The sequence below is a fragment of the Streptomyces sp. DSM 15324 genome (genome assembly GCF_001514285.1).
Taxonomy (GTDB): domain Bacteria; phylum Actinomycetota; class Actinomycetes; order Streptomycetales; family Streptomycetaceae; genus Streptomyces.
Map to the genome: position 1 here is coordinate 334,207 of NZ_KQ949027.1, position 23,040 is coordinate 357,246.

Sequence of the window (23,040 nt, forward strand, 5' to 3'; positions counted from 1 at the left end):
TGCGGTCGAGGAAGAACTCAGGCGGCAAGGCGCACCACTGCCCGGCACAGTGCGTCGACCTGCTCGGGTGTCATGTCGAAGTCGTACGCGATGTCCTCGACGCTCTCCCCGGCCTCCCACAGGTCGGTGATCGCGTTGACCGCGACGCGATTTGCGGCTACGACCGGTCTCCCGTGCCCGAACCTCGGGTCAATCACGACAGGGACGGATTCCGGGTACTGCCTGAGCCTCAGGCTGGAGGGGAAGTCGTCGCCGGGCTCCCACGTCAGGTAGCGGAGATAGTCGGAGACCACTTCGTGGATGGGGGCTTGACCGTCCCGGGCTCTGCGGAGATCCCCGAGGCCGTGCTCGACGAAGATGTCCACGCCGTCCGTCGCGATCCGTCTGGACACAAGGCCATAGGGGGTCGCGAAGGCGTCGCGTACGGCTGCCGCCGCCTCCCTGATCTCGCTCATACGGAGCCCGAGGGCTCGCAGGGAACGAAGAGCGTGAGCCTCGGCCACCGCGATGAACGGCACCGAGGGCTGTCCCTTCCGCAGTGGCTCCACCTGGTGGACCAGAGGGGACCCGGCGGCCCTGCCCTTCAGCCACGAGGTGAGCGTCGACTGCGGAATCTCCAGATAGGAGGCCGTTTCCGTGGGAGTCAGAAGTCCGTCACTGAACCTGTCGACCATGCCCCACCTCCACTTGCCCTCGTACCCGGATCCGGGTTTCGCATCGTCGCACATCAAGCCTCCCACCCGGGCCCGGACCGCACACCCGGCCGCAGGCAGCTCAGCAGGCCACACGGAGACGGTCCCCTGATTCCCTGGACCTGCATTCCCGGCAGTGGCCGGGGTCGGGTGCGCGGAAGGCGCGCTCGCAGCCGTCGCAGGTCTGGAAGGGGAGCCTGGTCTCGGGGACGGGTGCTCGCCGAGATCGACCGGGCCTACGACGGCGGCAGCACGCGCTCCCGGCGGTTGCGTTTGTCCAGGGTCCCGCCCGCCCAGATGCCCCAGGCGACGCAGCCGGCCATGAGCAGGAAGTAGCCCCCGAATCCCACCGCGTCGCCGATGAGCCACAACGCCAGGGCGGGCGGCCCGAACACGATCAGCGGGCCGACCACCCACCACGACAGGTAGGTGCGCAGTATCTCCGCGCCGACGAGCGGCGTCTCCTCGTGCACCGCGTACCGGGTGACCGAGGTGCTGCCGTTGCCGTACTGCGTGTAGGTCGAGTCGCCGACGGTCAGGCGGTGGCGCCGCAAGGGGACCACCGGCAGGAAGAACAGCACGGCCCACTGCGTGGCGTAGTGGCTGCCGTCACGGTTCACATGGCTGTAGCCCCGGTACGTGGTACCGAATCCGTTCCAGGTGGACATCCTGCGCCCCCTCCTCAACCCGACTGGCCCGAAGTGTCGCACGCGTGGCGGAATTTGGGCGTCGATTCGTCCGTCATGGCCAGGTGAGGCGTTGCCCGTCCGGGCCGACGTGCAGGCGCATACGGTCCGCCGACGGACGTCCGTCCGCCTGCCACCGAGCGAGGCGCTCGGTGATCTCGTCCCATAGACGAACCGCGCCGCCCTGCCGGACCAGCCACCGCGCGCCGTCCTGGAAGACGACCGCCCACGCCTGGGCTTCCACGTCGATCACGACGTGCTCCGTCCGGCCGTCCCGTTGCAGCGTGAGCCGCTGTGCGCGCGGCGCGGCGAACTGCGCGACGAACCGGGCCGTCCAGTCGTCGAGCACCTCCGCGCCCAGCCCGGCAGGCGTCGCGTCCCCCTCGTCGAGGTTCGGCAGGACGCCCAGCGGCGGCGGAAGGTGGGGACGGGCCGGCATGAACGAGACCTGTCCGCCGAGAACCGGGCCGTCGGCCGTGCCGTCACCGGCAACGGAGAGGCGTACGAGCTCGGATGCCTGCATCCCCCCGCCGACCGTCACCAGGATCTCCCCGCCGGGTCGAGTCTGAGCGAGCCAGTCGGCCGGCACCGTATGCACACTGCACGTGGCGATCACACGGTCGTACGGGCCTCCTTCCTTGCAGCCCGCCAGTCCGTCGCCGACCACGCGGGTCGGCCAGTGTCCGGCGCCCGCGAGGGCCGTTGCGGCACGGGCGGACACCTCGGCGTCCACCTCCACCGTGGTCACGTGGTCGTCCCCCACGACATGGCACAGCAGCGCGGTCGAGTAGCCCGTACCGGTGCCGATCTCAAGGACGCGCGTCCCCTCGCTCGCCCGTAGGTCTTCGAGCATCCGCACGACCAGACTCGGCAGAGTGGACGACGACGAGGGCGCCGCGGCGATGCGCCCCTCGACCTGGTCGGGGAAGACGCCCCCGGCGACCTGTGTCACCAGGGTGTCGTCCTCGTAGATCCGCGTGAGTCCGTCCGGGGACTCCCCGAACGCGGGCCGGTACCAGCCGTCCTCTTCGCACTCGAACCAGCCGTGCGAGAGGAACGCCTCGCGGGGCACCGATGTGACCGCCTCTCGCCACCGCGGGCTCCGCAGAACGCCTGACTCGGACAGGCGCCGCGCGAGGTCGGCCCGGAGGTGTTCCGAGGACAGGGGGTCAGTCATGTCCACTCGCTCCGTTCTCCAGCAGGTCTGCGATCGCGTGGGTGATGGGTAGTCCGGCCGCGTCTTCGAGCCACGCCCACTGGCCGTTGGGGTTGCACTCCAGGAACCACCATGCGCCGGAGGCGGTCACGGCGAAGTCGAAGGCTCCGAAACTCAGCCCGAAGTCGGCGAGGAACCGCGCCAGCGCCCCACGCATCCCGTCCGCGCAGCAGACAACCGGTTCATACTTGACATCCTCCCCGCCCTAAAGGACTGGGATTCCTGGCTCACGTCGGCTGGGGACCAGCGGTCCGTCAGCTCTTACACGATCAGCACCAGCCGGGTTGAGACCAGCCCGGACGAGCATCACGCGGGCGGAGTTCTTGTCCCGGGGGGACACGGCTCCGCACGCGGTGCAGGTGTAACGTTCCGAAAGAGGAAGTGCGTGCTTGGTTCTCGCTCCGCACGACGCGCAGTCCATGGTGGTGTGCGCGGGATGCACGAGGCGGATGTCCCGTCCGTGCTTGCGGCCCATCTCGATCAGGGCCGTCCTGGTGGCGCCGATCGCCGCGTCGGCGGCTTTGCGGGCCATGGCGGTCTTGGCGAGGAACTTCGGCCGGAAGTCCTCGACGGCGACCGCGTCATGGTCGCGGACGACGGACTTGGCCCACTTGCGGGCGGTGTCCTGCCGCTGCCGGGCGACCTTCTTGTGCAGCTTCGCGGTCTGTGCCTGCGCGTGCCGGTAGCCCTTGGACGCCGCCTGTCCCCTGGCGGGGCGGCGGCGGGCCATCATCCGCTGGTAGCGGGCGAGGCGTTGCGCGGCGTTCTTCCCGTGCTGGGCGTGGGGGAGGTCGTGGGCGTCGCTCGTGGTGGTAGCGGTCTCCTTGACGCCCCAGTCCACACCGAGCGCCGCGCCCGTGGCGGGTAGCGGCTGCATGTCGGTCGCGACGACGAACGACGCGTACCAGTGGCCGAGGCTGTCGCGGTACACGCGCACGCTCGACGGCGTGGACGGCAGGTCGCGGGACCACACCACGGTCAGCGCGATCCCGCCCGCCAGGTGCAGGCGGCCGTCCTTCAGCCGGAAGCCGCGGGTGGTGTAGTTCAGCGTGGGCAGCGCGTCCCGCTTGCGCTTGATCCGGGGCATCCCGGCGCGCTGCCGTACCGGCAGCTTCGCCTTGATGTCCTTCATCGCCTTGGCGCGGGACTTGGCGAAGTCCCGGATGGTCTGCTGCTGCGGCACCGAGGCGCCCTCACGCAGCCAGGTCATCGTGCTGCGGGCCTCGGTCAGCATCCTGTCGAGCTGGGCCGGTCCGCACGTCGTCTTCTCGGCCGTGTCCCGGTTCAGGTGGTGGACCTTACGGGACATGGCCACGCACTCATTCCAGACCCACCGGCAGCGCGCCCACTCGGCTTCGAGGCCGGTGCGGGCGGCCGACGACACGCGAAGCCGGTAGGTGTACCGGGCGTGCCCGGCACCCTCCGCCACCTTCCATAGTGTCGTCATGGTGTCACCCTACCACTCGTAGGCCACTCGGAACCCACTATTCTGGGGTCATGGATGAAGAGAAGCGCATCACGCTCCGTCTGCCCGCCGACCTGCACGAATGGCTGGTCACGCAGGCCAAGTCCGCCCGCAGGTCCCTCAACTCCGAGATCGTCTATCGCCTGGAGATCGAACGCGCCGCCACCGTGGCGGACGCCGGTTCGCCCTGACGGCGATTCGGCTTTCCCTGCCCCGCTCCGCAGGAGCCCGATCCCTCCCCGGCCTCAAGGCCGGGGCATCCTCGGAGGAGCCCGGTGACGCACTGCTGCGTCGATCTCGGCCGCCTCGACCGGAGCGGCCCAGATCCCTGGGGGCTCGTCCTCGGCTTCGTACACTCCCGCGTGGCGGCCACGACCGGCCTCCCATGCGAGATCACGGTGAAGTCGGACGTGAGGCGGGTGCGGACGTGGATCACGCCGGAGGCCGGAGGTCCGGCGGTGGTGCGCGAGGGGGCGTTAGACTGCGATTCAGCCATCGGGAAGGTCTCGCTTCCTGAGCGGTTAGGCCCTCGTTCGGGATGCCAGTCCCGGCCGGGGGCCGTATCTGTTTGTGGTGGTCGCGGCGAACGTAACCGTCCGCATCCCGCACCTGCAAGCCGGTCACCCGGACGAGTGACGCGAGCGGCGCGGCCGGGGAGGGTGGGTGGGCGGGAGTTCTTTCCCCCGGTTCTTTCTGGAGGTCAGCGACCCGCCGGACCCTCGCGGACAAGGGGCCGGTGGCTGTCCCGAAGCAGCCAAGGAAGGGCAGAGCAGACGAAAGGGCACCATGGCCGACCTGACGGCCCAACTCGTCCTCGGTGACGTCCAGTCGGCCGCGAGGCCAGGTCACCGTGGGGCACCCACCAGCCAGTCGTGCAGTTGTCCGTCGTCGCTGAGGGCGATCAGCTGCACCAGGCCCCAGTTGTAGCCGGCGTGACGTCTGCCGGGGCGACCGCCGTACGGACCCTGTCCGTCTACTCCGAGCCCGGTGCTGCGGCCGTCCCGGAACGGGCGGCACGGCCTCACACCGTGCGGGCCGTGCCCGTTCCCTTCTCCGCGTCCAGCGCGTACACGCAACGGTCCTTGCTGCACGCGTACACCACGCCGTCCCGGACCACCGGGGAGCCGGTGATCTCGCCGCCGGTGGCGAGTTTCCAGCGCAGGCGGCCGTCGTCGGCCTTGAGGGTGTAGAGGAGGTGGTCGGTGGAGCCGAAGTGGATGCGGCCCGCCTCGACCGCCGGGGAGCCCACGATGTCGCCGCCCGCCTGGAAGCGCCACTTGGGCGTTCCGGTGACCGCGTCCAGGGTGTAGAGGCCCTTGCCGCTGCCCACGTGGACATGGCCGGCCGCCACCAGGACGGGGTCGATGGAGGAGCGGGACTCCGTCGCGATGCGCCAGCGGTCGCGGCCGTCGGCGGCGTCGAGGGCGTAGACCGTGCCGAGGTAGTCGGCCAGGTAGACGCCACCGCCGGTGACCGCGGGGCCGGGGACGAAGGCGGGCGGGGAGAGGAAGACCGCCGGGGCCTCGAAGTGCCAGCGCACCATGCCGCTCGCCACGTCCACGGCGATGACGCGGGTGCCGGCCGAGAGGTAGACGTGGCCGTCGGGGGCGGGGGTGACGCGGACCGGGACGCCGCCGCAGGAGGCCGCGTCGCCGATGGGATACGACCAGCGCTCGTCACCCGTACGGGCGTCCAGGGCCCGGAGCCGGGCGTCCTGCCAGACGAAGACCATGCCGTCGTGCAGGGCGGGGCCCGCCTCGGGCGATTCGAAGTCGCTCTGGCAGCCGGTGATCTCCCAGAGCTTCTGCCCGGTGGAGGCCTCCCAGGCCTGGACCCCGCCGCCGCGGGTGGCGGTGACGACCGTGCCGCGCTCGGCTCTGAGGCAGTAGACCCAGGCGTCGGTCTGGAGCCGCCACAGGTCCTGGCCCTCGCGGGCCTCCAGGGCGAACAGGGTGGGACCGTCGGAGGCGTGGACGCGGCCGTCGGCGACCGCCATGGACCAGGCCACGTCCCGGGTCTTGAAGCGGCGCCGGCCGGTCGCCACGTCCAGCGCGTGCACCTCGAAGGAGGTGACGTAGACGAGGTCGCCGGAGACGGCCGGGGTGCCCCACACGTCGTTCGACATGCGGAACCGCCAGGGGCGCCAGCCCGCCGGGTGTCCGTCCGGGGCCGCCGCGGTCTGCGGGGCGGTGAGCGCGGTGTCGCCGCCCGCGCCCAGGGCGGGGCGGATCCGGGTCCAGTTGGCGACCAGGCCGGGCTCGGGCAGCGGTGCCTTGACGGCGGCGGTGGCGCGGACGTCGGCGACGCGCGGGCCGGGACCGATCGGCACGGACGCGCCGGCCAGGCGCACCGGGCCGGTGTCGGGGGCGCCGACGCCGACGGGCACCGGGCCGGGGCCGAGGGCGGGCGCGGGCACCACGGGGTCGTGGGAGGGCGGCGGGGGCAGCGGCAGCGGGGCGCGCGGGCTCACCGGCGCCGGTTTGGGCGCGGGGCGGCCGCCGCGGCGGGTCTCGATGAGGGTGACCGCCTTCTCGGGCAGCCACGCCGAGGCCGTACCGCTGTCGTCGGAGCCGGAGCCGAACAGGTGCGGGGCGAGCTGGGCCTGGAGGTCGGCCGGGTTGGGGCGGGCCGTGGCGTCCATCTGCATACAGGACTCGATGAGCGGGCGCAGCTCGTCGGGCAGGCCTTCGAGGTCCGGCTCCTCGCGGAGCAGCATGAAGACCGTCTCGACCGGGTTGGCGCCGTGGAAGGGCGGGTGGCCGGTGGCGGCGAAGACGAGCATCGAGCCGAGGGAGAAGACGTCGCTGGCGCCGGTGACGCTGCGGGAGTCCTTGGCCTGCTCGGGGGACATGTAGGCAGGGGTGCCGACGGCGACGTTCGTCATCGTCAAACGGGTGTTCGACACACCGGAGGCGATACCGAAGTCGATCACCCGCGGCCCGTCCTCGACGACGAGGACGTTCGACGGCTTGAGGTCACGGTGGACGAGTCCCGCGCCGTGGATCGACTGGAGCGCCTCGGCGACGCCCGCCGCCAGCCAGCGCACGGCCTGGGCCGGCATCGGCCCGCACTCGTTCACTATCTCCTCGAGGGAGGGCGCGGGGACATAGGCCGTGGCGAGCCAGGGCACCGCGGCGCGCGGGTCGGCGTCGACCACGGCGGCCGTGTAGAAGCCGGACACCGCCCGGGCCGCCTCCACCTCGCGCGTGAAGCGCACGCGGAAGAGCTGGTCCTCGGCGAGCTCGGTCCGGACCGTCTTGATCGCCACGCGCCGGCCCGACGCGGAGCGCGCCAGATAGACCAGCCCCATGCCGCCGGCCCCCAGCCGTCCCAGCACCTCGAACGGCCCGATCCGCCGCGGATCGTGCTGCGTCAGCTGATCCACCACTTGCCTGCCACCTCCCCGTACGGGCCACGTCACCCACTATGTGTACGCGACCGAAGTGCAGCGTCTCACCACCGCACCGCCATGGCGGCACGCACCCCAGATTCTTCCTGGCCGGGCGGCTGGTTGCGAACCCGGGGGCGATCGGGGTGTCTCATCTCATATAGGGGCGAAACAGCATGCGGGACGGGGCGTGAGCGGGTACTCCGGTACGTGGTTCAACGCTGAAGCAGCGCGAACGACGCACCTTGATTGTCCGTGACGACCGCCACGATGCCGTACGACGCCGTGAACGGGCCCGCCTGGACCCGCCCGCCGAGCCGGCCGACCGTGCCCAGCGCCGCCTGGCAGTCCCGGACCCCGAAGTGGACCAGGAAGTGCGGCGGCATGACCTCCGGGAAGACGTCGGTGACCGGCACCCGGCCGAAGTCGGGCGCGGCGCCGGGTCCGAAGAGGGCCTCGTGGAAGAGGTGGCCGTAGAAGGTGTTCGCGATCTCGGTGTCCCGGGCGTAGAGCTGCGCCCAGGCAAACGCCCCGGGGACGTGCCGGAGACCGAAACCGGGGTGGGAGCCCGGCTGCCAGAGGCCGAAGACGGCGCCCTCGGGGTCGGCGGCGAGGGCGGCGAAGCCCTGGCCGTCCACCGGGAAGGGCGGCATCACCACCTGCCCGCCCGCCGACCGGACCCGCCGCACGGTGGCCTGGGCGTCGGGGGTGGAGAAGTACACCGTCCAGACCGTGGGCATCCGGCCGTCCGTCTTGTGGGCCAGCGCGGCGACCGGCCGGCCGTCCAGCAGGGCCCACACGGAGGCGCCGGACGCCTCCCGGAAGGTCCATCCGAAGAGCTCGCCGTAGAACCGCCTGCCCGCCTCCACGTCGGGAAGCTGAGCGTCCACCCAGCACGGGATGCCCTCGGGGACCGCCCCGGCGCCACCCTCTGTGTTCACCGATGCCCTGTTTTCGGCCATGCAGCCAAACTAACGGCGGTTCACGCAACGCGCAGACCAGCACACCCTCCCTCCGTGCCCCTCGCACCCCATTTGCAGTCGGCCGAATCGCGCTCCGATCACCCCTCGGTAAGCTGACGGCATGACAGGACAAGTGCGTACCGTCGACGGCCGCGTGGCCGGCCGGCGCGGGCAGGCGACGCGGCAGAAGCTGCTGGACTGCCTCAGCGAGATGCTCAGCTCCTCTCCGTACCGGGACGTCAAGGTCATCGACGTGGCCCGGAAGGCGGGCACTTCGCCCGCGACCTTCTACCAGTACTTCCCGGACGTCGAGGGCGCCGTCCTGGAGATCGCCGAGCAAATGGCCGCCGAGGGCGCCGGGTTGACCGAGCTGCTGGAGGGCCGCTCGTGGGTCGGCAAGGCCGGCTGGCAGACGGCGCAGGAACTCGTCGACGGTTTCCTGGAGTTCTGGAAGAAGAACGACGCGATCCTGCGGGTCGTCGATCTCGGCGCGGCCGAGGGCGACAAGCGGTTCTACAAGCTGCGGATGAAGATCCTCAACTCGGTGAACAACTCCCTGTCGGACGCCGTCGCCGAGCTCCAGTCCAAGGGCCGGGTCGACCAGGACGTGAACCCGGCCGCGATCGCCGGTTCGCTGGTCGCGATGCTCGCGGCGGTCGCCTCGCACCAGAAGGGCTTCCAGTCCTGGGGTGTCAAGCAGGCCGAACTGAAGCCGAACCTGGCGCTGTTGGTCCATCTGGGCATCACCGGCAAGAAGCCGACGAAGTAGGTCTGCGGTCCTGTCTGGCGGGCGGTGGTTCCACGAGGGTGGGGCCACCGCCCGTGCCGCTATGCCGGCAGCGGCCGGTCCTTGACCACGTGCTTCATCACCAGCGTCGACGTCAGCCGCTGCACCCCCGGCAGGGTCGCGAGCCGCTCGTCGTAGAGCCGCTGGAAGGCCGCGAGGTCGGCGGTCGCCACCCGCAGCAGATAGTCGGGCTCCCCGAAGAGCCGCTGGGCGTCCAGGACGTGTTCCAGCTCCCCCACCGCCCGCTCGAACTCGGCGACCGTGTCCCGGTCCTCCTGTCGCATGGACACGAAGACCAGCGCCTCGAAGGTCAGTCCGACGGCCGCGGGCTCCACCACCGCACGGTAGCCGCTGATCGCCCCGGACCGCTCCAGCTCCCGCAGCCGCCGGTGGCAGGGCGAGACGCTCAGCCGCACCCGCGCGGCCAGCTCGGTCACGGTCAGCCGCCCGTCCTGCTGAAGCTCGGCAAGAATCTTCCGGTCCACGTCGTCCATGAGGCAGATCTTCCCCGATTCTGCCGGGTTCCGGGAAAAGAACGGGAACACTTTCGACCGGATCACGCCTAATGTCCCCGACATGGACACGGGAACGCTGATTTCTTTCCTCGCGCTGGACCTGCTGCTGGTCTGTGTGCCGGGCGCCGACTGGGCGTATGTGATCTCCGCCGGGCTGCGCGGCCGTTCGGTGGGCGCGGCGGTGGGCGGCCTGGTGAGCGGCTACGCCCTGCACACGGCGCTGGCGGCGGCGGGCCTGGCGGTCCTGGTCGCGGGCTCGCCCGCGCTGCTCACGGGGCTCACCGTGGCGGGGGCGGGATACCTCGTGCGGCTGGGGTGGGGGGTGCTGCGCCGGCCGGGCGTGCCGGAGGAGGGCGCGCCGGTGGTCGAGGGCCGGGTCTTCCTGCGGGGCGCGACGATCAGCGGCCTGAACCCCAAGGGCCTGCTGCTGTACCTGTCGATCCTGCCGCAGTTCCTGGTGACCGGGGGCGGCGGCGGGGGCGGCGGGGGCGGGGCGCACCTGCCGGTGGCCGCGCAGACCGCCGTCCTCGGTCTGCTGCACATGGCGTGCTGCGCCGCCGTCTACCTCGCGGTCGGCGTACTGGCCCGCGCGGTGCTGGGCGCCCGCCCGGCGGCGGCCCGGGCGGTCACCCGGACCTCGGGGGCGGCGATGCTGGGCATCGGCACGTTCCTGCTGGTCCAGCACGCCTTCTGAGCCTTCTGAGCCTTCTGAGGGTGCACTGGCTGCTAGCCCCTGGGCACCAGCCGGAACACCCGGATCTCGCGCTCCACCCTCGCCTGGTAGGTCGCGTACGGCGGCCAGAACGCGAGCAGTTCCCGCCAGACCGCCGACCGCTCCTCCCCCGTCAGCAGATGGGCGGTCACGGGTATGTCCGTGCCCTTCCAGCTGATCTCGGCGTCGGGGTGGGCGAGGAGGTTGGCGGTCCACGCGGGGTGGCCGGTGCGGCCGAAGTTGGAGCCGACGAGGATCCAGGTGCGGCCCGCGGACTCCGGCATGCACGCCAGAGGGGTGCGGCGCGGCTGCCCGCTGCGGGCGCCGGTCGCGGTGAGCAGCACCCCGGGCAGCATCTGGGCGCTGAGCAGCACCTTCCCCCGGGTGAGCCGGTGGACGGCCCGGTCGAGGGCGGGCACGACATGGGGGGCGAGCCTGGCGAAGGCCCGGGTCGAGGACACCTTCTGCACCACACGGACACCGATCACACCGTCACCCCCACGCCCGCGAACAGCCCTGACTCCTCGGCCGCGCGGGCCCGCAGCCGGTGCGCCGGCCCGAACAGCAGCTCGTCGCCCGCGGCCCGCTTGAAGTACAGGTGCGCCTGGTGCTCCCAGGTGAAGCCGATGCCGCCGTGCAGCTGGATGCCCTCGGCGGCGGCGAGCCGCAGCGCCTGGAGCGCCTGGGCGAGCGCGAGCCCGCCGACGCCCTCTCCGCGTCCGGTCGCCCAGGCGGCGTAGTACGCGGCGGACCGGGCGGCCTGGACCTGGACGTACACGTCGGCCAGTCGGTGCTGCACCGCCTGGAACGATCCGATCGCGCGCCCGAACTGCTCGCGCTGCTTCAGGTACTCCACGGTCCGCTCCAGCGCCCGGTCGGCGGCCCCGACGGCCTCGCAGGCGAGGAAGGCCGCGGCGAACTCCCCGGTGCGGGCCAGCATCCCGGTCACCTCCGCCTCCTCCTGTCCCAGCAACTCCGCTTCAACGTACCGCAGTTGCACCCGCCCCTGCGGCCGGGTCGGGTCCAGGGCGGTCTGCCGGGTCCGTACGGCTCCGGCGGCGTCGCCCGCCACCAGGAACAGCAGGGTCCGGGACCGCACGAACCCCCCGGTGTGGGCGGCGACCAGGAGCAGCCCGGCGCTGTGCCCGTCGAGGACCTGGGCGGCCTCGCCGTAGAGCCGCCAGCCGTCCCCGGCCCGCCGGGCCTGCACCCCGCCCGCGCGTCCGCCGCCGGACCAGTCTCCGCCGCCCGGCCCGGTGAGGGCGAGCGCGGTGGCGAGGGCGGGCGCGGGGATCGCGAGGGCGGCGGTGAGGGTGCCGTCGGTGAGGCGGGGGAGCAGCCGGGCGCGCTGGGCGTCGGTGCCGAGGGCGAGGATCAGGGGCGCGGCGAGGACGGAGGTGGCGAACAGCGGGGTGGGGGCGAGGGCCCGGCCGGTCTCCTCGGCGGCGAGGGCGAGGTCGGTGGGGGCGCAGCCGACACCGCCGTACGCCTCGGGGACGGCGAGGCCGGGCAGGCCGAGCTGTTCGGCGAGGGTGGTCCACAGGGCGCGGTCGTGGCCGGCCGGGGTGTCGAGGGCGGCCCGCAGTTCCTCGGGGCCGCAGCGTTTGTGGAGCAGTTCCCGCAGGGTGCGGCGGATCTCGTCCTGCTCGGCGGTGAGGCGGGGGTCCATGGGTTCCCTCCGGATCTGGCTTCCCTCCGGATCTGGCACTTCCCTCCGGATCTGACGGTCCGTCATATTAGGAGCGCCGGATCGAGATGCACAGAGGAAGGTGGCCCCTCATGACCTCGGGGACCCGGAAAGTGGCCGTCGTCGGCGTCGCGCTCTCGGACTGCGGGCGGGTGGACGAGGCGACCCCGTACGCCCTGCACGCCCAGGCGGCCCGCCGGGCGCTGGCGGACGCCGGGCTCGACCGGTCGCGGGTGGACGGTCTCGCGTCCGCCGGGCTCGGCACCCTCGCCCCCGTCGAGGTGGCCGACCATCTGGGCCTGCGCCCCACCTGGGTCGACTCCACCTCGGTCGGCGGCTCCACCTGGGAGGTCATGGCGGCGCACGCGGCCGACGCGATCGCCGCCGGGCACGCGAACGCGGTCCTGCTGGTCTACGGTTCCACGGCCCGCGCCGACATCCGGGCCGGCCGCCGCACCGGCACCTTCGCCTTCGGCGCCCGCGGCCCGCTCCAGTTCGAGGTGCCGTACGGGCACACCCTGATCGCGAAGTACGCGATGGCGGCCCGCCGGCACATGATCGAGTACGGCACGACGATCGAGCAGCTCGCCGAGGTCGCCGTCCAGGCGCGGGCGAACGCGGCGCTCAACCCGGAGGCGATGTTCCGCACCCCGGTCACGGTCGACGAGGTGCTCTCCGGGCCGATGATCGCCGACCCGTTCACCAAGCTGCACTGCTGTCTGCGCTCCGACGGGGGCGCGGCGGTCCTGCTGGCGGCCGAGGAGTACGTACGGGACTGCCGTACGGCGCCGGTGTGGATCCTCGGCACCGGTGAGCACGTCTCCCACGCGAGCCTGTCGGAGTGGGAGGACTTCACGGTCTCCCCGGCGGCGGTCAGCGGGCGGCTGGCCTTCGGGCGGGCGGGGGTGCGGCCGGCGGAGATGGACTTCGCCGAGATCTACGACGCGTTCACCTACATGACCCTGGTGACCCTGGAGGACCTGGGCTTCTGCGCCAAGGGCGAGGGCGGGGCGTTCGTGGAGAAGGGCCGGCTGACGGTCGGCGGGGAGCTGCCGGTGAACACCGACGGGGGCGGGCTGTCGGCCCAGCACCCGGGTATGCGCGGGCTGTTCCTGCTGGTGGAGGCGGTCCGGCAGCTGCGGGGCGAGGCCGGGGAGCGTCAGGTACGGCGCCCGGACGGCACGCCGCCCCGCCTGGGCGTGGCCTCGGGGACCGGGGGGTGGTTCTGCTCGTCGGGGACGGTGGTATTGGGGCGGTGAACCCGGGCGGCTGCAACGCCGTATGAAATCACGGCAACCTTTGGGGGGTCCGTGGCAACTGACGGTCGGATACTCCCGTCACGGGAGCCCCGCCCGACCGAAGGACTCGACTGTGACCACCCCTTCACACCGCCGTCGCTCCCGCCCCCGGCGCCACACCGCGCCGCTCGCCGCCGTCGCCGTCGCCGCCGTGGCGCTCGTCGTGTCGCTCGCCGTGGCCTTCCGCCCCGGCGGCGGGACCAACGACGTGCCGGACGCGGCCAAGGCCGTCTCCGGCGCCCGCACGAGCGCACCACCGACGCCCGGCACGCCCTCGCCCTCCGGGTCGCCGAGCCCCTCCGCGAGCTCCGCGAGCCCGACGGCCGGCGCGTCCGCGTCCCACTCGGCCACCGCGACCGCCACTGCCTCCAAGGCCGCCCAGGCCAAGACCACCACCGCCACCGCCCCGAAGACCTCCACGACGGGCTCCCTGGCCGGCCGGATCCGCCCCGGCACCACCTACCGGGGCGTCGCCACCTCCTACGACAGCAACGGCGACGGCGCCTGCTTGTTCGGCCCCAGCTCCGACGTGATGAATGCGGCGATGAACACCACCGACTACGAGACCGCCAAGGCCTGCGGCGCGTTCGTGGCCGTCCACGCGGGCGGCAAGTCGATCACCGTGCGGATCACCAACGAGTGCCCGGCGCCCTGTCAGCCCGGCCAGCTCGACCTGAGCCAGCAGGCCTTCGCCAAGCTGGCGCCGCTGTCGGCCGGCCGGATCGCGATCACCTGGAACCTGGTCAGCCCGGCCACCGCCGGCACGATCTCGATCCGCTACAAGACCGGCTCCAGCCAGTACTGGTGCGGCATCCAGGCCATCGGCCACCGCAACCCGCTGGCCCGCCTGGAGGTCCGTACGGGCGGTGGCTGGACCCGGCTGGAGCGCACCGGGTACAACTACTTCCTCTCCGAGCACGGCGCCGGCTGCGGCGCCGCGATCCGGCTGACCGACATCTACGGCCAGCGGCTCACGGTCGACGGCATCGCCGTCAAACCGAACGTCGTGCAGTCGACGAGCGCCCAGTTCGCCCGGCACTGAGCGGCGGGGCCGATACTCGGGGCATGGCTACGGATCTCCATGAGCTGCTGCGGTCACTGCGGGTGTGGGACCCGGAGGTGACGCGGCTGCCCCCCTTCGACCCGGAACAGGCCCCCGGCACCCCGGTGGACCTGTTCACCGCCTGGTTCGCCGAGGCGGTGGCGGCGGGCGAGCGGGAGCCGCACACCATGACCCTGGCCACGGCCGACGAGGAGGGCCGGCCGGACGCGCGGATCGTGATGCTGCACGGCGCCGACGCCACCGGCTGGTCCTTCGCGACCCACGCGACCAGCCGCAAGGGCCGCCACCTCGCCGCCCGCCCGTACGCGGCGCTCACCTTCTACTGGCCCCGGCTCGGCCGCCAGGTCCGCGTGCGCGGCCCGGTCACCTCCGCCCCCTCGGGCGAGGCCCGGGCCGACCTGCACGCCCGCTCCACCGGCGCCCTGGCCGCCGCCCTGACGGGCCGCCAGAGCGAGCCGCTCTCCTCACTGGAGGAGCTGGCGGCGGTGTCCCGGGCGGCCTGGGAACAGGCCCAGGCCGACCCGACGGCCGAGTCCCCCACCTGGACCCTGTACCGGCTCCACCCGCAGGAGGTCGAGTTCTTCCAGGGCGAGGAACGACGCCGGCACGTCCGGCTGTCCTACGTCAGGGACGGCGCGGGCTGGTCACGGCAGCTGCTCTGGCCCTGACAGCGGGTGATCAGGCGGCGCGCTGTGCGAACACCAGGGTGTGCGCTCGGTCCTGAGATAGCCGGCCGCGCCCGCGCGGGGCAGGACCGCCCACATGCGGGTTCCGCCGCCCGGTTCCCGGTCGCCGCCGATGCCCCAGTCTCCGTGGCAGGCCCGTACGACCTCGTCCAGGACGCGCAGCGACACCCGGCGGGAGAGGACGCAGATGGCGCCCAGTTGGAGTGGCACGCGGCACGCGTGCAGACCGTGCAGTTCCTGCACGTACCCGGACTGCTCCAGACGGAGGAGTACGCCCGCGGCGTCTTCACCGCCGTACTCCCGCCCATTCGCCGCCTCGACGTGGAACTGCGCGTCGCCCACCGGATGGAACGCCAGCGGGTGTTCACCCGCCCCCTGCCCTACCTTGCGTACGTCCACGAGGCCGCACTCCGTATGCGGTTCGGCGGCACCGAGACCACCCGGGACCAGCTCAAGCACCTCGCGGAACGGTCGGAGCAGGACGGCATCGACGTACGGATCATCCCCGTGCACGTCAGCGGCTTCCCCGGAGCAGGACACGCCATGCTCTACGCGCACGGTCCCGTAGCCCGCCTGGACACCGTCCAGTTGGACTCCGCCCATGGACCGGTCTTCACCGACGCCGAGGCCCAGCTCACGAAGTACCGTGCGCACCTGGACTGGATGGACGACGCGGCGCTGCCCCCCGCAGCCTCCCGCGACCTCATCCTCGACATCGCCCGCGAACTCTGAGGACGGCCATGCGAACCGAGATCACCTGGGAAGCCCCTTACTGCGGCGAAGGCAACAACTGCTTCCGCATAGGCACCGACCCCGACGGCAACGCCTACATCGCCGTCGCCGGACAGGAGGACAACCCCCTCACCGACACCCGCGAAGCCCTCCGCGCCCTGATCCTCGAGATCAAGGCGGGGAAGGCCGACCACCTGCTGTAGGGCCGTTCGGCCGTGTCCGGATTGCCGCCTCGGCGGTGACCCTCTGTGATGATTCATGACTTCCTGTGGGCTGCCCCGGCCCTCGGACGAATCTCGCGGAGGTATCAGTGACGTTCCGTCGATGGAGTGCGACCCTGGTCACCACGGCCGGGCTCGCCGGGTCCGTGCTGCTCGGCGCACCCTCGCCCGCCGCGGCAGCGGACCGGCCCGCGACCACGCCGTTGCCGGTCGCACGGGCGAACGCCAAGAGCAGGGCGCCGCAGGGGTACGGGGACCCGGCGCCGGATCGCGACAGCTCCGGGCGGGCGTCCTGTCTGGGTCTGGTGCCGTCGCCGTACCCGTACGCGCACACGCCGTACTACTGCAACGACTGGCGGTTCGGGCCGGCCCGGCTGCCCGATTCCGGTCCGATCGGTGCCGCCCTCCAGGGCTACAACCGGTTCGGTACGCTCACGCCGGTTGAGTTCCTGAACAAGTGGTGGGACCCCACCGCGGACCACGGCCAGGGCGACTGGAAGTACTCGTCGATCCCGGACGACGGCTTCGACCACACCAACCAGGGCGTGCCCATCGCGACGGAGGCGGTCCTCCCGGTCGGGCAGTTGCTGGACCGCTTCGGCAACGAGTTCGGCAAGTTCCTCGCCCCGGCCGGCGCCACGTACGCGGAGCGGTCCATCCCGCCGTCCGGCCTCGACACCCAGGACCCGCGCTTCCCGTACAACTACCACCTGTACCGGGTGAAGAAGCCGACGCTGGTGTGCGCCGGCCCGACCGCCCCCGCCTTCGAGCAGCCGGGCCAGGGAGTGCAGTACGTGACCTCGGTCGCGTCGCAGGCGACGTACTGCCCGAACGTGAAGACCGGCGCCACGGTGAGTTCCCTGATCAACAGCGGCAATCTGGAACGCGCCAACTGACGCGGGACACGAGGAGGGGCCGGGGCATGGACCGGCACGGACTGTGCGAGGCGCTGCGCGCGGCGGGCGTCCCCGCCGGCCTGTACGAGATCACCGGCTGCCCCACCCCGCCCGGCACCCCCCGGCCGGAGGACCGCCTTTACCTGGAGGAGGACGTGGACGTGGGTGACTGGGTCGTCGGCGTGCGGCAGCGCGGCGTCCGCACCGTCCTGGAGCGGTTCCCCGACGAGGACCGGGCCTGCCGGGGCCTCCACGCCAGGCTGACCGACCCGGGGCCGCCGTCCGTGCCGCTCACCGCCGAGGAGCGGGCGCGGCTGCTGGGCTCCTGAGGTCACTCCGGGAAGCGGTACACCGTGAAGTCCGCCACCGGGCGGTAGCCGATGCGCTGGTAGAGGCCGTTGCTGGTGGGGTTGGCGAGGTCGGTGAACAGGAGCACCTCGCGGGCCCCCGCGACGCGGGCCGCACGGCTGACCTCGGCGGTCGCGGCGCCCGCGTAGCCCCGGCCGCGCAGCGGGGCGGGGGTGTAGACGGTGGTGACCCGCACCTGGCCGGCCACCTCCGGGGTGACCACGGCCAGGGAGACGGGGGTGCCGTCCGGGGTCTCCCAGAAGAGCGCTCCGCCGTGGGCGATGCGGGCGTCGGCGAGCGCGCCGGCGTCCTGGAGCTGGTGTTCGCCGATGCTCGCGCCGAACTCCTCGTACCAGCTCATGAGCCGGGCACGGTCGGTGGCGGCGGCGGTGGCGATCCGCGGGGCGCCTTCGGGCCCGGGCTCGGGGACCGTCAACTCAACGAGCCGATAGAGGCGTTGCTTCTTCCATACGTCCGCCCCGGCGCCGGTGTGCCGCTGCCAGGCGTCGGCGAAGGCGTCGGCCGTGGCGCGGTCGGCGCTCACGCCGGGCGGGCGGTGTCCTGCGGACGCCAGCCGGAGGGCGAGGGCGTCCGCCTGTTCCTCGGTGAGGGAGGTGAGATTGATCCAGTAGGGCGGGGTGTGCAGGGACACCGCCCGCACCGCGCCGCCCCGCTCCAGCACACCGAAGAGGGGGGCCTCCTCGCCGTAGACGTGCGGCCCCCTGCGGCGGAGGTTGTCGAGCACGGTCAGCGGCACGGTGTGCAGCGCGGGCCGCGAGGCGAGGAAGTCACCCGCACGCCGGAGGAAGGCGTCGAGGTCATGCGTGAGGTGCCAGTCGTCCGGTCGCATGCCCCGCATGATGACGTACCCCGCGACCGCCCCGCCCCCGATTTACGGCCCCTGCGGCTCCGGGTCCGTGGCCAGGCGTCCGTGCAGGTGGACGTCGCGGAAGGCGTCGCGGCGGCCCTCCTCCCACATCGCCCCGCGCACGGTCCCCTCGTAGCGGAACCCGCACCGCTCGGCGACCCGGCAGGAGCCCCCGTGGCCGAGGGCGTGGCCCAGTTCCAGCCGGTGCAGGCCGACCTCGTCGTAGGCCCAGCGGGCGGCGAGCAGCAGGGAGCGGGTGGCGACGTGCCGGCCGCGCGCCTCGGGCAGCACCCAGTAGCCGACCACGGCGTTGCTCAGCACCCGGTCGATCGCGTTGACGGAGATCTGCCCGAGGACCGTCCCGTCGTCGGCGGCGGTGACGCAGAAGGTCGTCGCGCGCCCGGCGCCCGCGTCCGCGGCCTTGGCCGCCAGCGACTCCCGGGCGCTCGCGGTGTCGGTGACCGCCCTGATCGGGGTGTTCCAGCGCCGGAACTCCGGGTCGGCGTGCCCGCGCAGCCAGGCGTCCACGTCGGTCTCGGACGCCGGGTCCCAGCGGCGGAGCGTCAGGCCGTGGCCGTGTATCTCCGGGGGGTGCGGGACGGTGCCGGGGTCGTTGATGCCAGTCATCCGGCCATTCAACACCGGTGATGGAACACCGGTCGTTCGACGTCGGCCGTTCGACGTCGGCCGTTCGACGTCGGCCGTTCGACGTCGGCCGTTCGACGTCGGCCGTTCGACGTCGGCCGTTCGACGTCGGCCGTTCGCTGCCTGCCCCTCGGCTACCGCCTGTCCGCCACCTGCCGTCGGCTACCGGCCGTCCGCCACCCGCCGTTCACTACGGGCTACGGCCGCCCGGAACACCGGGACGCCCTCCCGGAAGGTCACTTCCAGCTCCATCCCCGCCCGTGGTTCCCCGTCCCCCACCAGCTCCGTGGACATCCGGGGTCCCTCGGCGAGGTCGACCACCGCCGCGACGTACGGTGTCCGCTCCCCGAACGGGGGCAGGTCGTTGCGGTGGACGACCGACCAGGTGTAGAGCGTGGCCCGGCCGCCGGCGTCCTCCCAGGTCACGTCCTCGCTCCAGCAGTACGGGCAGAACTCGCGGGGATAGTGGTGGGCCCGTGCGCAGGCCCCGCAGCGCCGGATCAGCAGCCGGCCCTCGGCGGCAGCGTCCCAGTACGCACGGGTGAAGGCGTCGGCCTCGGGGAGGTCGTACCGCGCGCTCACCGGAAGAGCCCCAGGGCGTCGTCCACCGACCAGGTCTGCCAGGCCATGCCGCCCAGCGCGACCAGCGAGATCAGGGCCATCATCCCGTTCTGGCCCTGCTCGGCCCAGTCGTGGATCATGAGGACGAGGTAGATCAGGTTCAGGAGCAGGCCCGCGGCCAGGGCGACCGGGGTCAGGAAGCCCGTGACCAGGCCCAGGCCGAGGGCCAGTTCGGCGTAGACGACGACGTACGCCATGAGCCGCGGCCGGGGCTTCACGACGGCCTCGAAGCCGGACCGTACGGCGGTCCAGCGGTGCTTGGCCGCCACGTCCGCCGCCCAGGCGATGCCGGAGCCCTCGAACCAGCTCTTCTTGTCCTTGTGCCGCCAGCTCTCCAGCCACCACAGACCGAGTCCGATCCGCAGCACCGCCAGCCACTGGGCACCGTCGAGCCAGATCGCATCCATGGATCTGACGGTACGTCAGATGACTGGATCCGGGAAGACGTGGCGGCATCGCCGCCCTCGCGCCTCCCCGGCGGAGCCGCCCTCGCACCCGCCCGCCCCGGTCCTCGCCCCGCCCCACCCCACCCCACCCCACCCCACCCCACCCCACCCACAACCCAGTGGCCCACGCCACAAGTTCCCCGCACAACTCCCCCAAGCGTGATCGATCCGCAACCAATTCCGGTCTTGACCGAGACCCACCGATCCCGGGCGTGATTACGCTCGCGCTCATGGAAGACTCCGCACCGCCCGCGATCACCACCGCGAACCCCGCCGACCGCCCCGTCTACGTCGTCGGCGGCGGCCCCGGCGGACTCGCCGCCGCGTACACCCTGCGCGCCCAGGGGATACGCGCCGTCGTCGTGGAGAAGGCCGACCGCGTCGGTGCGTCCTGGAGCCGCCACTACGACCGGCTGCATCTGCACACCACCCGCCGCCTCTCCGCCCTGCCCGGGCTGAAGATGCCGCGCCGGTTCGGCCGCTGGGTGAGCCGCGACAACGTGGTGCGGTACCTGGAGAAGTACGCCGAGGTCCATGAGCTGGAGATCGTCACCGGCGTCGAGGTCTCCCGGATCGAGCGCACCGCGGACGGCACCGGCTGGCTGCTGCACGCCACCGGCGGCCGGGAACTGACCGGTGCCGCCGTCGTCGTCGCCACCGGCTACAACCACACCCCGTTCCTGCCCGACTGGCCCGGCCGCTCCGCCTTCACCGGCGACCTCACCCACGCCGGCGCCTACCGCGACGGCAAGCCCTACACCGGCCGGGACGTGCTCGTCGTCGGCGTCGGCAACACCGGCGCCGAGATAGCCGTCGACCTCGTCGAGAACGGCGCCGAACGGGTACGGCTGTCCGCGCGCACCGCCCCGCACATCGTCCGCCGCTCCACCGCCGGCTGGGCCGCCCAGTACACGGCGATCCTGGTACGGCGCCTGCCCGTCGGCCTCGTCGACCGGCTGGCCCGCCCGATGGCGAGGCTCAGCGTGCCGGACCTCTCGGCGCACGGCCTGCCGCGCCCCGGCACCGGCCTGTACAGCCGGGTCCGACAGGGCGCGATCCCGGTGCAGGACGTCGGTCTGATCGACGCGGTCCGCAAGGGCCGGGTGGAGGTGGTGGCCGCCGTCGAGTCCTTCGAGGACGGCGGCAAGGTCGTCCTCGCCGACGGCACCCGTGTCACCCCGGACGCCGTCATTGCCGCGACCGGCTATGTCCGCGCCCTGGAGGGCCTGGTCGGCCACCTCGACGTCCTCGACGAGCGGGGCCTGCCGCTCGCCCACGGCCCACGCGCCCCCAAGAACGCGCCCGGCCTCTTCTTCACCGGGTTCACCACCCCCATCAGCGGCACCCTGCGCGAACTGTCGATCGACGCGGAACGCATCGCGAAGGCCGTGGCCCGCCATCTCCGCTAATTTCCGTTACTACCGGTAACTCCCCCCGTACTGCTGCCAGTTACACGTGTGCCAGTTGTGACGAGGGCGTTGTCGTGCGCCCTCGCGCGGAGCCAGAATGTGAGCCCTGTTCATCTTTCTGCTCGGCCCCCTCTCCGCCCCCCTCTCCACGGAGGACGCACGTGGCACGTGAAAGACAGCTCTCCCGCCGCTCGCTGCTCGGGCGCACCGCCGCCGTGGCCGCCGGCGCGACCGCGCTCACGGCGACCGCGGTCGGCCCGGCCGCCGCGGCTGCCACCCGGGACGTCGACGTCGCGATCGTCGGTGCCGGCCTGGCCGGACTCACCGCGGCCCGCGACCTGGTGGCGGCCGGGAAGACCGTCGCCGTACTGGAGGCCCGCGACCGCGTCGGCGGCCGGGTCCTCAACCTGTCGCTGGCAGGCGGCGGGGTGACCGAGGGCGGCGGTGAGTTCATCGGCCCCACCCAGGACCGCATCAAGGCCCTCGCCGACTCCCTGGACGTGGCCACCTTCGCCACCTACAACACCGGGAACAACCTCCTCTACAAGGACGGGAAGAAGACCCCGTACGCCACCGACGGCCTGCTCGGCTCGGTCCCGCCGGTCGACGCGGCCGGGCTCGCCAACGCCGCGATCGTGCAGGCCTCGCTGGACGACATGGCCAAGACGGTCCCGGTCGACGCGCCCTGGACGGCCGCAAAAGCGCAGGAATGGGACCGGCAGACCTTCGAGAGCTGGCTGCGCGCCAACGCCGTGATCCCGTCGGCCAAGTTCCTCCTGGACGTGGCCTGCACCTCGATCTTCTCGGCCGAACCCCGGGAGCTCTCCCTCCTGTTCGTCCTCTTCTACATCGCCGCCGCCGGCAACGAGTCCACCGCCGGCACCCTGGAGCGCCTGACCGAGACCGCGAACGGCGCCCAGGAACGGCGTTTCGTCGGCGGCTCCCAGCAGGTGCCGATCAAGCTGGCCGCCACGCTCGGCGACCGGGTGGTGCTGAACGCCCCGGTGCGCACGATCGCCCGGTCCGGCGGGAAGTACGTCGTCACGGCCGACGGCATCACCGTCACCGCGAAGAAGGTCGTCGTCGCCGTGCCCCCGCCGCTCGCCGCCCGGATCACCTACGACCCGCTCCTGCCGGCCGGCCGCGACCAGCTCACCCAGCGGCTGCCGATGGCCTCGGTCGCCAAGGCGATCGCGATCTACGACACCCCCTTCTGGCGGGCCGACGGCCTCAACGGCCAGGTCGTCAGCGACACCGGCGTGGTCAGCTCCACCTTCGACAACTCCCCGCCCGACGCCTCCTACGGCGCGCTGATGGGCTTCATCGAGGCCGACGAGGCCCGTGCCCAGGACGCGGCGAGCGAGGCCGAGGTCAAGGCGGCGGTGCTGAAGGACTACGTGACGTACTTCGGCGCGAAAGCGGCCTCCCCCACCTCCTTCGTCCTGCAACGCTGGAACAACGAGGCCTACACCCGCGGCGGCCCGGTCTCCATCGCCGCGCCCGGCGTCCTGACCCAGTACGGTCCCGCCCTGCGCAAGCCGGTCGGCGGCATCCACTGGGCGGGGACCGAGACCTCGACGTACTGGATGGGCTTCATGGACGGCGCCGTCCGCTCCGGGGAGCGGGTGGCCAAGGAGGTGCTGGCCGCGCTGTAGGCCACGGGCCGCCGCCGGTGTCCCGAAGGTCCGCCCTTTTCC

General features: G+C 72.5%; 27 protein-coding genes. 12 read left to right on the plus strand and 15 right to left on the minus strand.

Annotated elements, in window-relative coordinates; translation table 11 throughout:
- Positions 1-17: 17 nt before the first annotated feature.
- The 5 genes from AQJ58_RS18250 to AQJ58_RS18270 form a co-directional block, all read right to left on the minus strand.
- Positions 18-674 (minus strand): DUF433 domain-containing protein, encoded by a 657-nt coding sequence (locus tag AQJ58_RS18250; RefSeq protein ID WP_067251824.1) that lies wholly within the window; start codon positions 672-674, stop codon positions 18-20.
- Positions 675-928: 254 nt separating this feature from the next.
- The gene (locus AQJ58_RS18255) at positions 929-1,360 is read right to left on the minus strand and encodes a hypothetical protein (protein WP_067251376.1); all 432 of its coding nucleotides are present in this window, start codon (positions 1,358-1,360) and stop codon (positions 929-931) included.
- A 73-nt stretch (positions 1,361-1,433) separates the two neighbouring features.
- A complete protein-coding gene (tgmC, locus tag AQJ58_RS18260; RefSeq protein WP_067251826.1) occupies positions 1,434-2,555 on the minus strand; it encodes an ATP-grasp peptide maturase system methyltransferase in 1,122 nt (373 codons plus the stop codon).
- Positions 2,548-2,751: a hypothetical protein gene (locus tag AQJ58_RS18265; protein ID WP_067251377.1), complete on the minus strand. Its 204-nt coding sequence runs from the start codon at positions 2,749-2,751 to the stop codon at positions 2,548-2,550. Before AQJ58_RS18265 ends, tgmC begins: the two co-directional genes overlap by 8 nt.
- Before the next feature lie 48 nt (positions 2,752-2,799).
- On the minus strand, positions 2,800-4,041 hold the full coding sequence (locus AQJ58_RS18270; protein ID WP_199844607.1) for an RNA-guided endonuclease InsQ/TnpB family protein: 1,242 nt from the start codon (positions 4,039-4,041) through the stop codon (positions 2,800-2,802).
- Positions 4,042-4,091: 50 nt separating this feature from the next.
- Between AQJ58_RS18270 and AQJ58_RS40900 the strand changes: the two genes are divergently transcribed.
- Complete coding sequence (locus tag AQJ58_RS40900; protein ID WP_079079011.1) at positions 4,092-4,250, plus strand: Arc family DNA-binding protein; 159 nt, start codon at positions 4,092-4,094, stop codon at positions 4,248-4,250.
- A gap of 830 nt (positions 4,251-5,080) precedes the next feature.
- On the opposite strand, the gene AQJ58_RS18280 is transcribed toward AQJ58_RS40900, so the two are convergent.
- On the minus strand, positions 5,081-7,447 hold the full coding sequence (locus AQJ58_RS18280; RefSeq protein ID WP_067251381.1) for a protein serine/threonine kinase AfsK: 2,367 nt from the start codon (positions 7,445-7,447) through the stop codon (positions 5,081-5,083).
- A 215-nt stretch (positions 7,448-7,662) separates the two neighbouring features.
- Positions 7,663-8,409: an AfsK-binding protein KbpA gene (locus AQJ58_RS18285; protein ID WP_067251383.1), complete on the minus strand. Its 747-nt coding sequence runs from the start codon at positions 8,407-8,409 to the stop codon at positions 7,663-7,665.
- Between the two features lie 133 nt (positions 8,410-8,542).
- Here AQJ58_RS18285 and AQJ58_RS18290 point away from each other — a divergent pair, with 133 nt between their 5' ends.
- Positions 8,543-9,178 (plus strand): TetR family transcriptional regulator, encoded by a 636-nt coding sequence (locus AQJ58_RS18290; protein ID WP_067251385.1) that lies wholly within the window; start codon positions 8,543-8,545, stop codon positions 9,176-9,178.
- A 59-nt stretch (positions 9,179-9,237) separates the two neighbouring features.
- Here the strand turns inward: AQJ58_RS18290 and AQJ58_RS18295 are convergent, their stop codons facing one another.
- Positions 9,238-9,690, minus strand: coding sequence for an Lrp/AsnC family transcriptional regulator (locus tag AQJ58_RS18295; RefSeq protein ID WP_067251387.1), 453 nt, complete (start codon positions 9,688-9,690; stop codon positions 9,238-9,240).
- Between the two features lie 82 nt (positions 9,691-9,772).
- On the opposite strand from AQJ58_RS18295, the gene AQJ58_RS18300 reads away from it, so the two are divergent.
- Positions 9,773-10,405, plus strand: coding sequence for a LysE family translocator (locus AQJ58_RS18300; RefSeq protein ID WP_067251388.1), 633 nt, complete (start codon positions 9,773-9,775; stop codon positions 10,403-10,405).
- Between the two features lie 32 nt (positions 10,406-10,437).
- Here the strand turns inward: AQJ58_RS18300 and AQJ58_RS18305 are convergent, their stop codons facing one another.
- Complete coding sequence (locus AQJ58_RS18305; RefSeq protein ID WP_067251390.1) at positions 10,438-10,911, minus strand: nitroreductase/quinone reductase family protein; 474 nt, start codon at positions 10,909-10,911, stop codon at positions 10,438-10,440.
- Positions 10,908-12,092 carry an acyl-CoA dehydrogenase family protein gene (locus AQJ58_RS18310; RefSeq protein WP_067251392.1) on the minus strand — a complete coding sequence of 395 codons (1,185 nt, stop codon included), beginning with the start codon at positions 12,090-12,092 and terminating at the stop codon, positions 10,908-10,910. Before AQJ58_RS18310 ends, AQJ58_RS18305 begins: the two co-directional genes overlap by 4 nt.
- A 110-nt stretch (positions 12,093-12,202) precedes the next feature.
- Between AQJ58_RS18310 and AQJ58_RS18315 the strand changes: the two genes are divergently transcribed.
- The 3 genes from AQJ58_RS18315 (at position 12,203) to AQJ58_RS18325 (ending at position 15,139) form a co-directional block, all read left to right on the plus strand.
- Positions 12,203-13,369 (plus strand): thiolase C-terminal domain-containing protein, encoded by a 1,167-nt coding sequence (locus tag AQJ58_RS18315; RefSeq protein ID WP_067251394.1) that lies wholly within the window; start codon positions 12,203-12,205, stop codon positions 13,367-13,369.
- A 112-nt stretch (positions 13,370-13,481) separates the two neighbouring features.
- Positions 13,482-14,450, plus strand: a complete 969-nt coding sequence (locus AQJ58_RS18320) for an expansin EXLX1 family cellulose-binding protein (protein ID WP_067251395.1) — start codon at positions 13,482-13,484, stop codon at positions 14,448-14,450.
- A 23-nt stretch (positions 14,451-14,473) separates the two neighbouring features.
- Positions 14,474-15,139 (plus strand): pyridoxine/pyridoxamine 5'-phosphate oxidase, encoded by a 666-nt coding sequence (locus tag AQJ58_RS18325; RefSeq protein WP_067251397.1) that lies wholly within the window; start codon positions 14,474-14,476, stop codon positions 15,137-15,139.
- Here the strand turns inward: AQJ58_RS18325 and AQJ58_RS44470 are convergent.
- Complete coding sequence (locus AQJ58_RS44470; RefSeq protein WP_079079014.1) at positions 15,116-15,367, minus strand: hypothetical protein; 252 nt, start codon at positions 15,365-15,367, stop codon at positions 15,116-15,118. The genes AQJ58_RS18325 and AQJ58_RS44470 overlap by 24 nt on opposite strands.
- A 9-nt stretch (positions 15,368-15,376) precedes the next feature.
- On the opposite strand from AQJ58_RS44470, the gene AQJ58_RS18330 reads away from it, so the two are divergent.
- From AQJ58_RS18330 to AQJ58_RS18345, 4 genes are all read left to right on the plus strand, one after another.
- The gene (locus AQJ58_RS18330) at positions 15,377-15,889 is read left to right on the plus strand and encodes a DUF5753 domain-containing protein (protein WP_324613776.1); all 513 of its coding nucleotides are present in this window, start codon (positions 15,377-15,379) and stop codon (positions 15,887-15,889) included.
- An 8-nt stretch (positions 15,890-15,897) separates the two neighbouring features.
- A complete protein-coding gene (locus tag AQJ58_RS18335) occupies positions 15,898-16,092 on the plus strand; it encodes a hypothetical protein (RefSeq protein ID WP_067251399.1) in 195 nt (64 codons plus the stop codon).
- Between the two features lie 107 nt (positions 16,093-16,199).
- Positions 16,200-17,006, plus strand: coding sequence for a glycohydrolase toxin TNT-related protein (locus AQJ58_RS18340; protein WP_067251400.1), 807 nt, complete (start codon positions 16,200-16,202; stop codon positions 17,004-17,006).
- Between the two features lie 26 nt (positions 17,007-17,032).
- Positions 17,033-17,335: a hypothetical protein gene (locus tag AQJ58_RS18345; protein WP_067251402.1), complete on the plus strand. Its 303-nt coding sequence runs from the start codon at positions 17,033-17,035 to the stop codon at positions 17,333-17,335.
- A 2-nt stretch (positions 17,336-17,337) separates the two neighbouring features.
- On the opposite strand, the gene AQJ58_RS18350 is transcribed toward AQJ58_RS18345, so the two are convergent.
- From AQJ58_RS18350 to AQJ58_RS18365, 4 genes are all read right to left on the minus strand, one after another.
- Positions 17,338-18,204 carry a GNAT family N-acetyltransferase gene (locus tag AQJ58_RS18350; protein ID WP_067251829.1) on the minus strand — a complete coding sequence of 289 codons (867 nt, stop codon included), beginning with the start codon at positions 18,202-18,204 and terminating at the stop codon, positions 17,338-17,340.
- Between the two features lie 42 nt (positions 18,205-18,246).
- Positions 18,247-18,849, minus strand: a complete 603-nt coding sequence (locus AQJ58_RS18355) for a GNAT family N-acetyltransferase (RefSeq protein WP_067251404.1) — start codon at positions 18,847-18,849, stop codon at positions 18,247-18,249.
- A gap of 180 nt (positions 18,850-19,029) precedes the next feature.
- A complete protein-coding gene (locus tag AQJ58_RS18360) occupies positions 19,030-19,449 on the minus strand; it encodes a Zn-ribbon domain-containing OB-fold protein (protein ID WP_067251405.1) in 420 nt (139 codons plus the stop codon).
- Positions 19,446-19,895 carry a DoxX family membrane protein gene (locus AQJ58_RS18365; protein ID WP_067251407.1) on the minus strand — a complete coding sequence of 150 codons (450 nt, stop codon included), beginning with the start codon at positions 19,893-19,895 and terminating at the stop codon, positions 19,446-19,448. Before AQJ58_RS18365 ends, AQJ58_RS18360 begins: the two co-directional genes overlap by 4 nt.
- Positions 19,896-20,164: 269 nt before the next feature.
- On the opposite strand from AQJ58_RS18365, the gene AQJ58_RS18370 reads away from it, so the two are divergent.
- Together AQJ58_RS18370 and AQJ58_RS18375 are read left to right on the plus strand one after the other, a co-directional pair.
- Positions 20,165-21,343, plus strand: a complete 1,179-nt coding sequence (locus AQJ58_RS18370) for a flavin-containing monooxygenase (protein WP_067251409.1) — start codon at positions 20,165-20,167, stop codon at positions 21,341-21,343.
- Positions 21,344-21,504: 161 nt separating this feature from the next.
- Positions 21,505-22,998 carry a flavin monoamine oxidase family protein gene (locus AQJ58_RS18375; RefSeq protein ID WP_067251411.1) on the plus strand — a complete coding sequence of 498 codons (1,494 nt, stop codon included), beginning with the start codon at positions 21,505-21,507 and terminating at the stop codon, positions 22,996-22,998.
- Positions 22,999-23,040 lie beyond the last annotated feature (42 nt).

What these genes read in the sequence shown, in the direction of transcription:
- AQJ58_RS18250 (WP_067251824.1), bottom strand. Translation starts at nt 674, where the DNA reads ATGGTCGACAGGTTCAGTGACGGACTTCTGACTCCCACGGAAACGGCC.
- AQJ58_RS18255 (WP_067251376.1), bottom strand. Translation starts at nt 1,360, where the DNA reads ATGTCCACCTGGAACGGATTCGGTACCACGTACCGGGGCTACAGCCAT.
- tgmC (WP_067251826.1), bottom strand. Translation starts at nt 2,555, where the DNA reads ATGACTGACCCCCTGTCCTCGGAACACCTCCGGGCCGACCTCGCGCGG.
- AQJ58_RS18265 (WP_067251377.1), bottom strand. Translation starts at nt 2,751, where the DNA reads ATGCGTGGGGCGCTGGCGCGGTTCCTCGCCGACTTCGGGCTGAGTTTC.
- AQJ58_RS18270 (WP_199844607.1), bottom strand. Translation starts at nt 4,041, where the DNA reads ATGACGACACTATGGAAGGTGGCGGAGGGTGCCGGGCACGCCCGGTAC.
- AQJ58_RS40900 (WP_079079011.1), top strand. Translation starts at nt 4,092, where the DNA reads ATGGATGAAGAGAAGCGCATCACGCTCCGTCTGCCCGCCGACCTGCAC.
- AQJ58_RS18285 (WP_067251383.1), bottom strand. Translation starts at nt 8,409, where the DNA reads ATGGCCGAAAACAGGGCATCGGTGAACACAGAGGGTGGCGCCGGGGCG.
- AQJ58_RS18295 (WP_067251387.1), bottom strand. Translation starts at nt 9,690, where the DNA reads ATGGACGACGTGGACCGGAAGATTCTTGCCGAGCTTCAGCAGGACGGG.
- AQJ58_RS18300 (WP_067251388.1), top strand. Translation starts at nt 9,773, where the DNA reads ATGGACACGGGAACGCTGATTTCTTTCCTCGCGCTGGACCTGCTGCTG.
- AQJ58_RS18310 (WP_067251392.1), bottom strand. Translation starts at nt 12,092, where the DNA reads ATGGACCCCCGCCTCACCGCCGAGCAGGACGAGATCCGCCGCACCCTG.
- AQJ58_RS18315 (WP_067251394.1), top strand. Translation starts at nt 12,203, where the DNA reads ATGACCTCGGGGACCCGGAAAGTGGCCGTCGTCGGCGTCGCGCTCTCG.
- AQJ58_RS18325 (WP_067251397.1), top strand. Translation starts at nt 14,474, where the DNA reads ATGGCTACGGATCTCCATGAGCTGCTGCGGTCACTGCGGGTGTGGGAC.
- AQJ58_RS18335 (WP_067251399.1), top strand. Translation starts at nt 15,898, where the DNA reads ATGCGAACCGAGATCACCTGGGAAGCCCCTTACTGCGGCGAAGGCAAC.
- AQJ58_RS18345 (WP_067251402.1), top strand. Translation starts at nt 17,033, where the DNA reads ATGGACCGGCACGGACTGTGCGAGGCGCTGCGCGCGGCGGGCGTCCCC.
- AQJ58_RS18350 (WP_067251829.1), bottom strand. Translation starts at nt 18,204, where the DNA reads ATGCGACCGGACGACTGGCACCTCACGCATGACCTCGACGCCTTCCTC.
- AQJ58_RS18355 (WP_067251404.1), bottom strand. Translation starts at nt 18,849, where the DNA reads ATGACTGGCATCAACGACCCCGGCACCGTCCCGCACCCCCCGGAGATA.
- AQJ58_RS18365 (WP_067251407.1), bottom strand. Translation starts at nt 19,895, where the DNA reads ATGGATGCGATCTGGCTCGACGGTGCCCAGTGGCTGGCGGTGCTGCGG.
- AQJ58_RS18370 (WP_067251409.1), top strand. Translation starts at nt 20,165, where the DNA reads ATGGAAGACTCCGCACCGCCCGCGATCACCACCGCGAACCCCGCCGAC.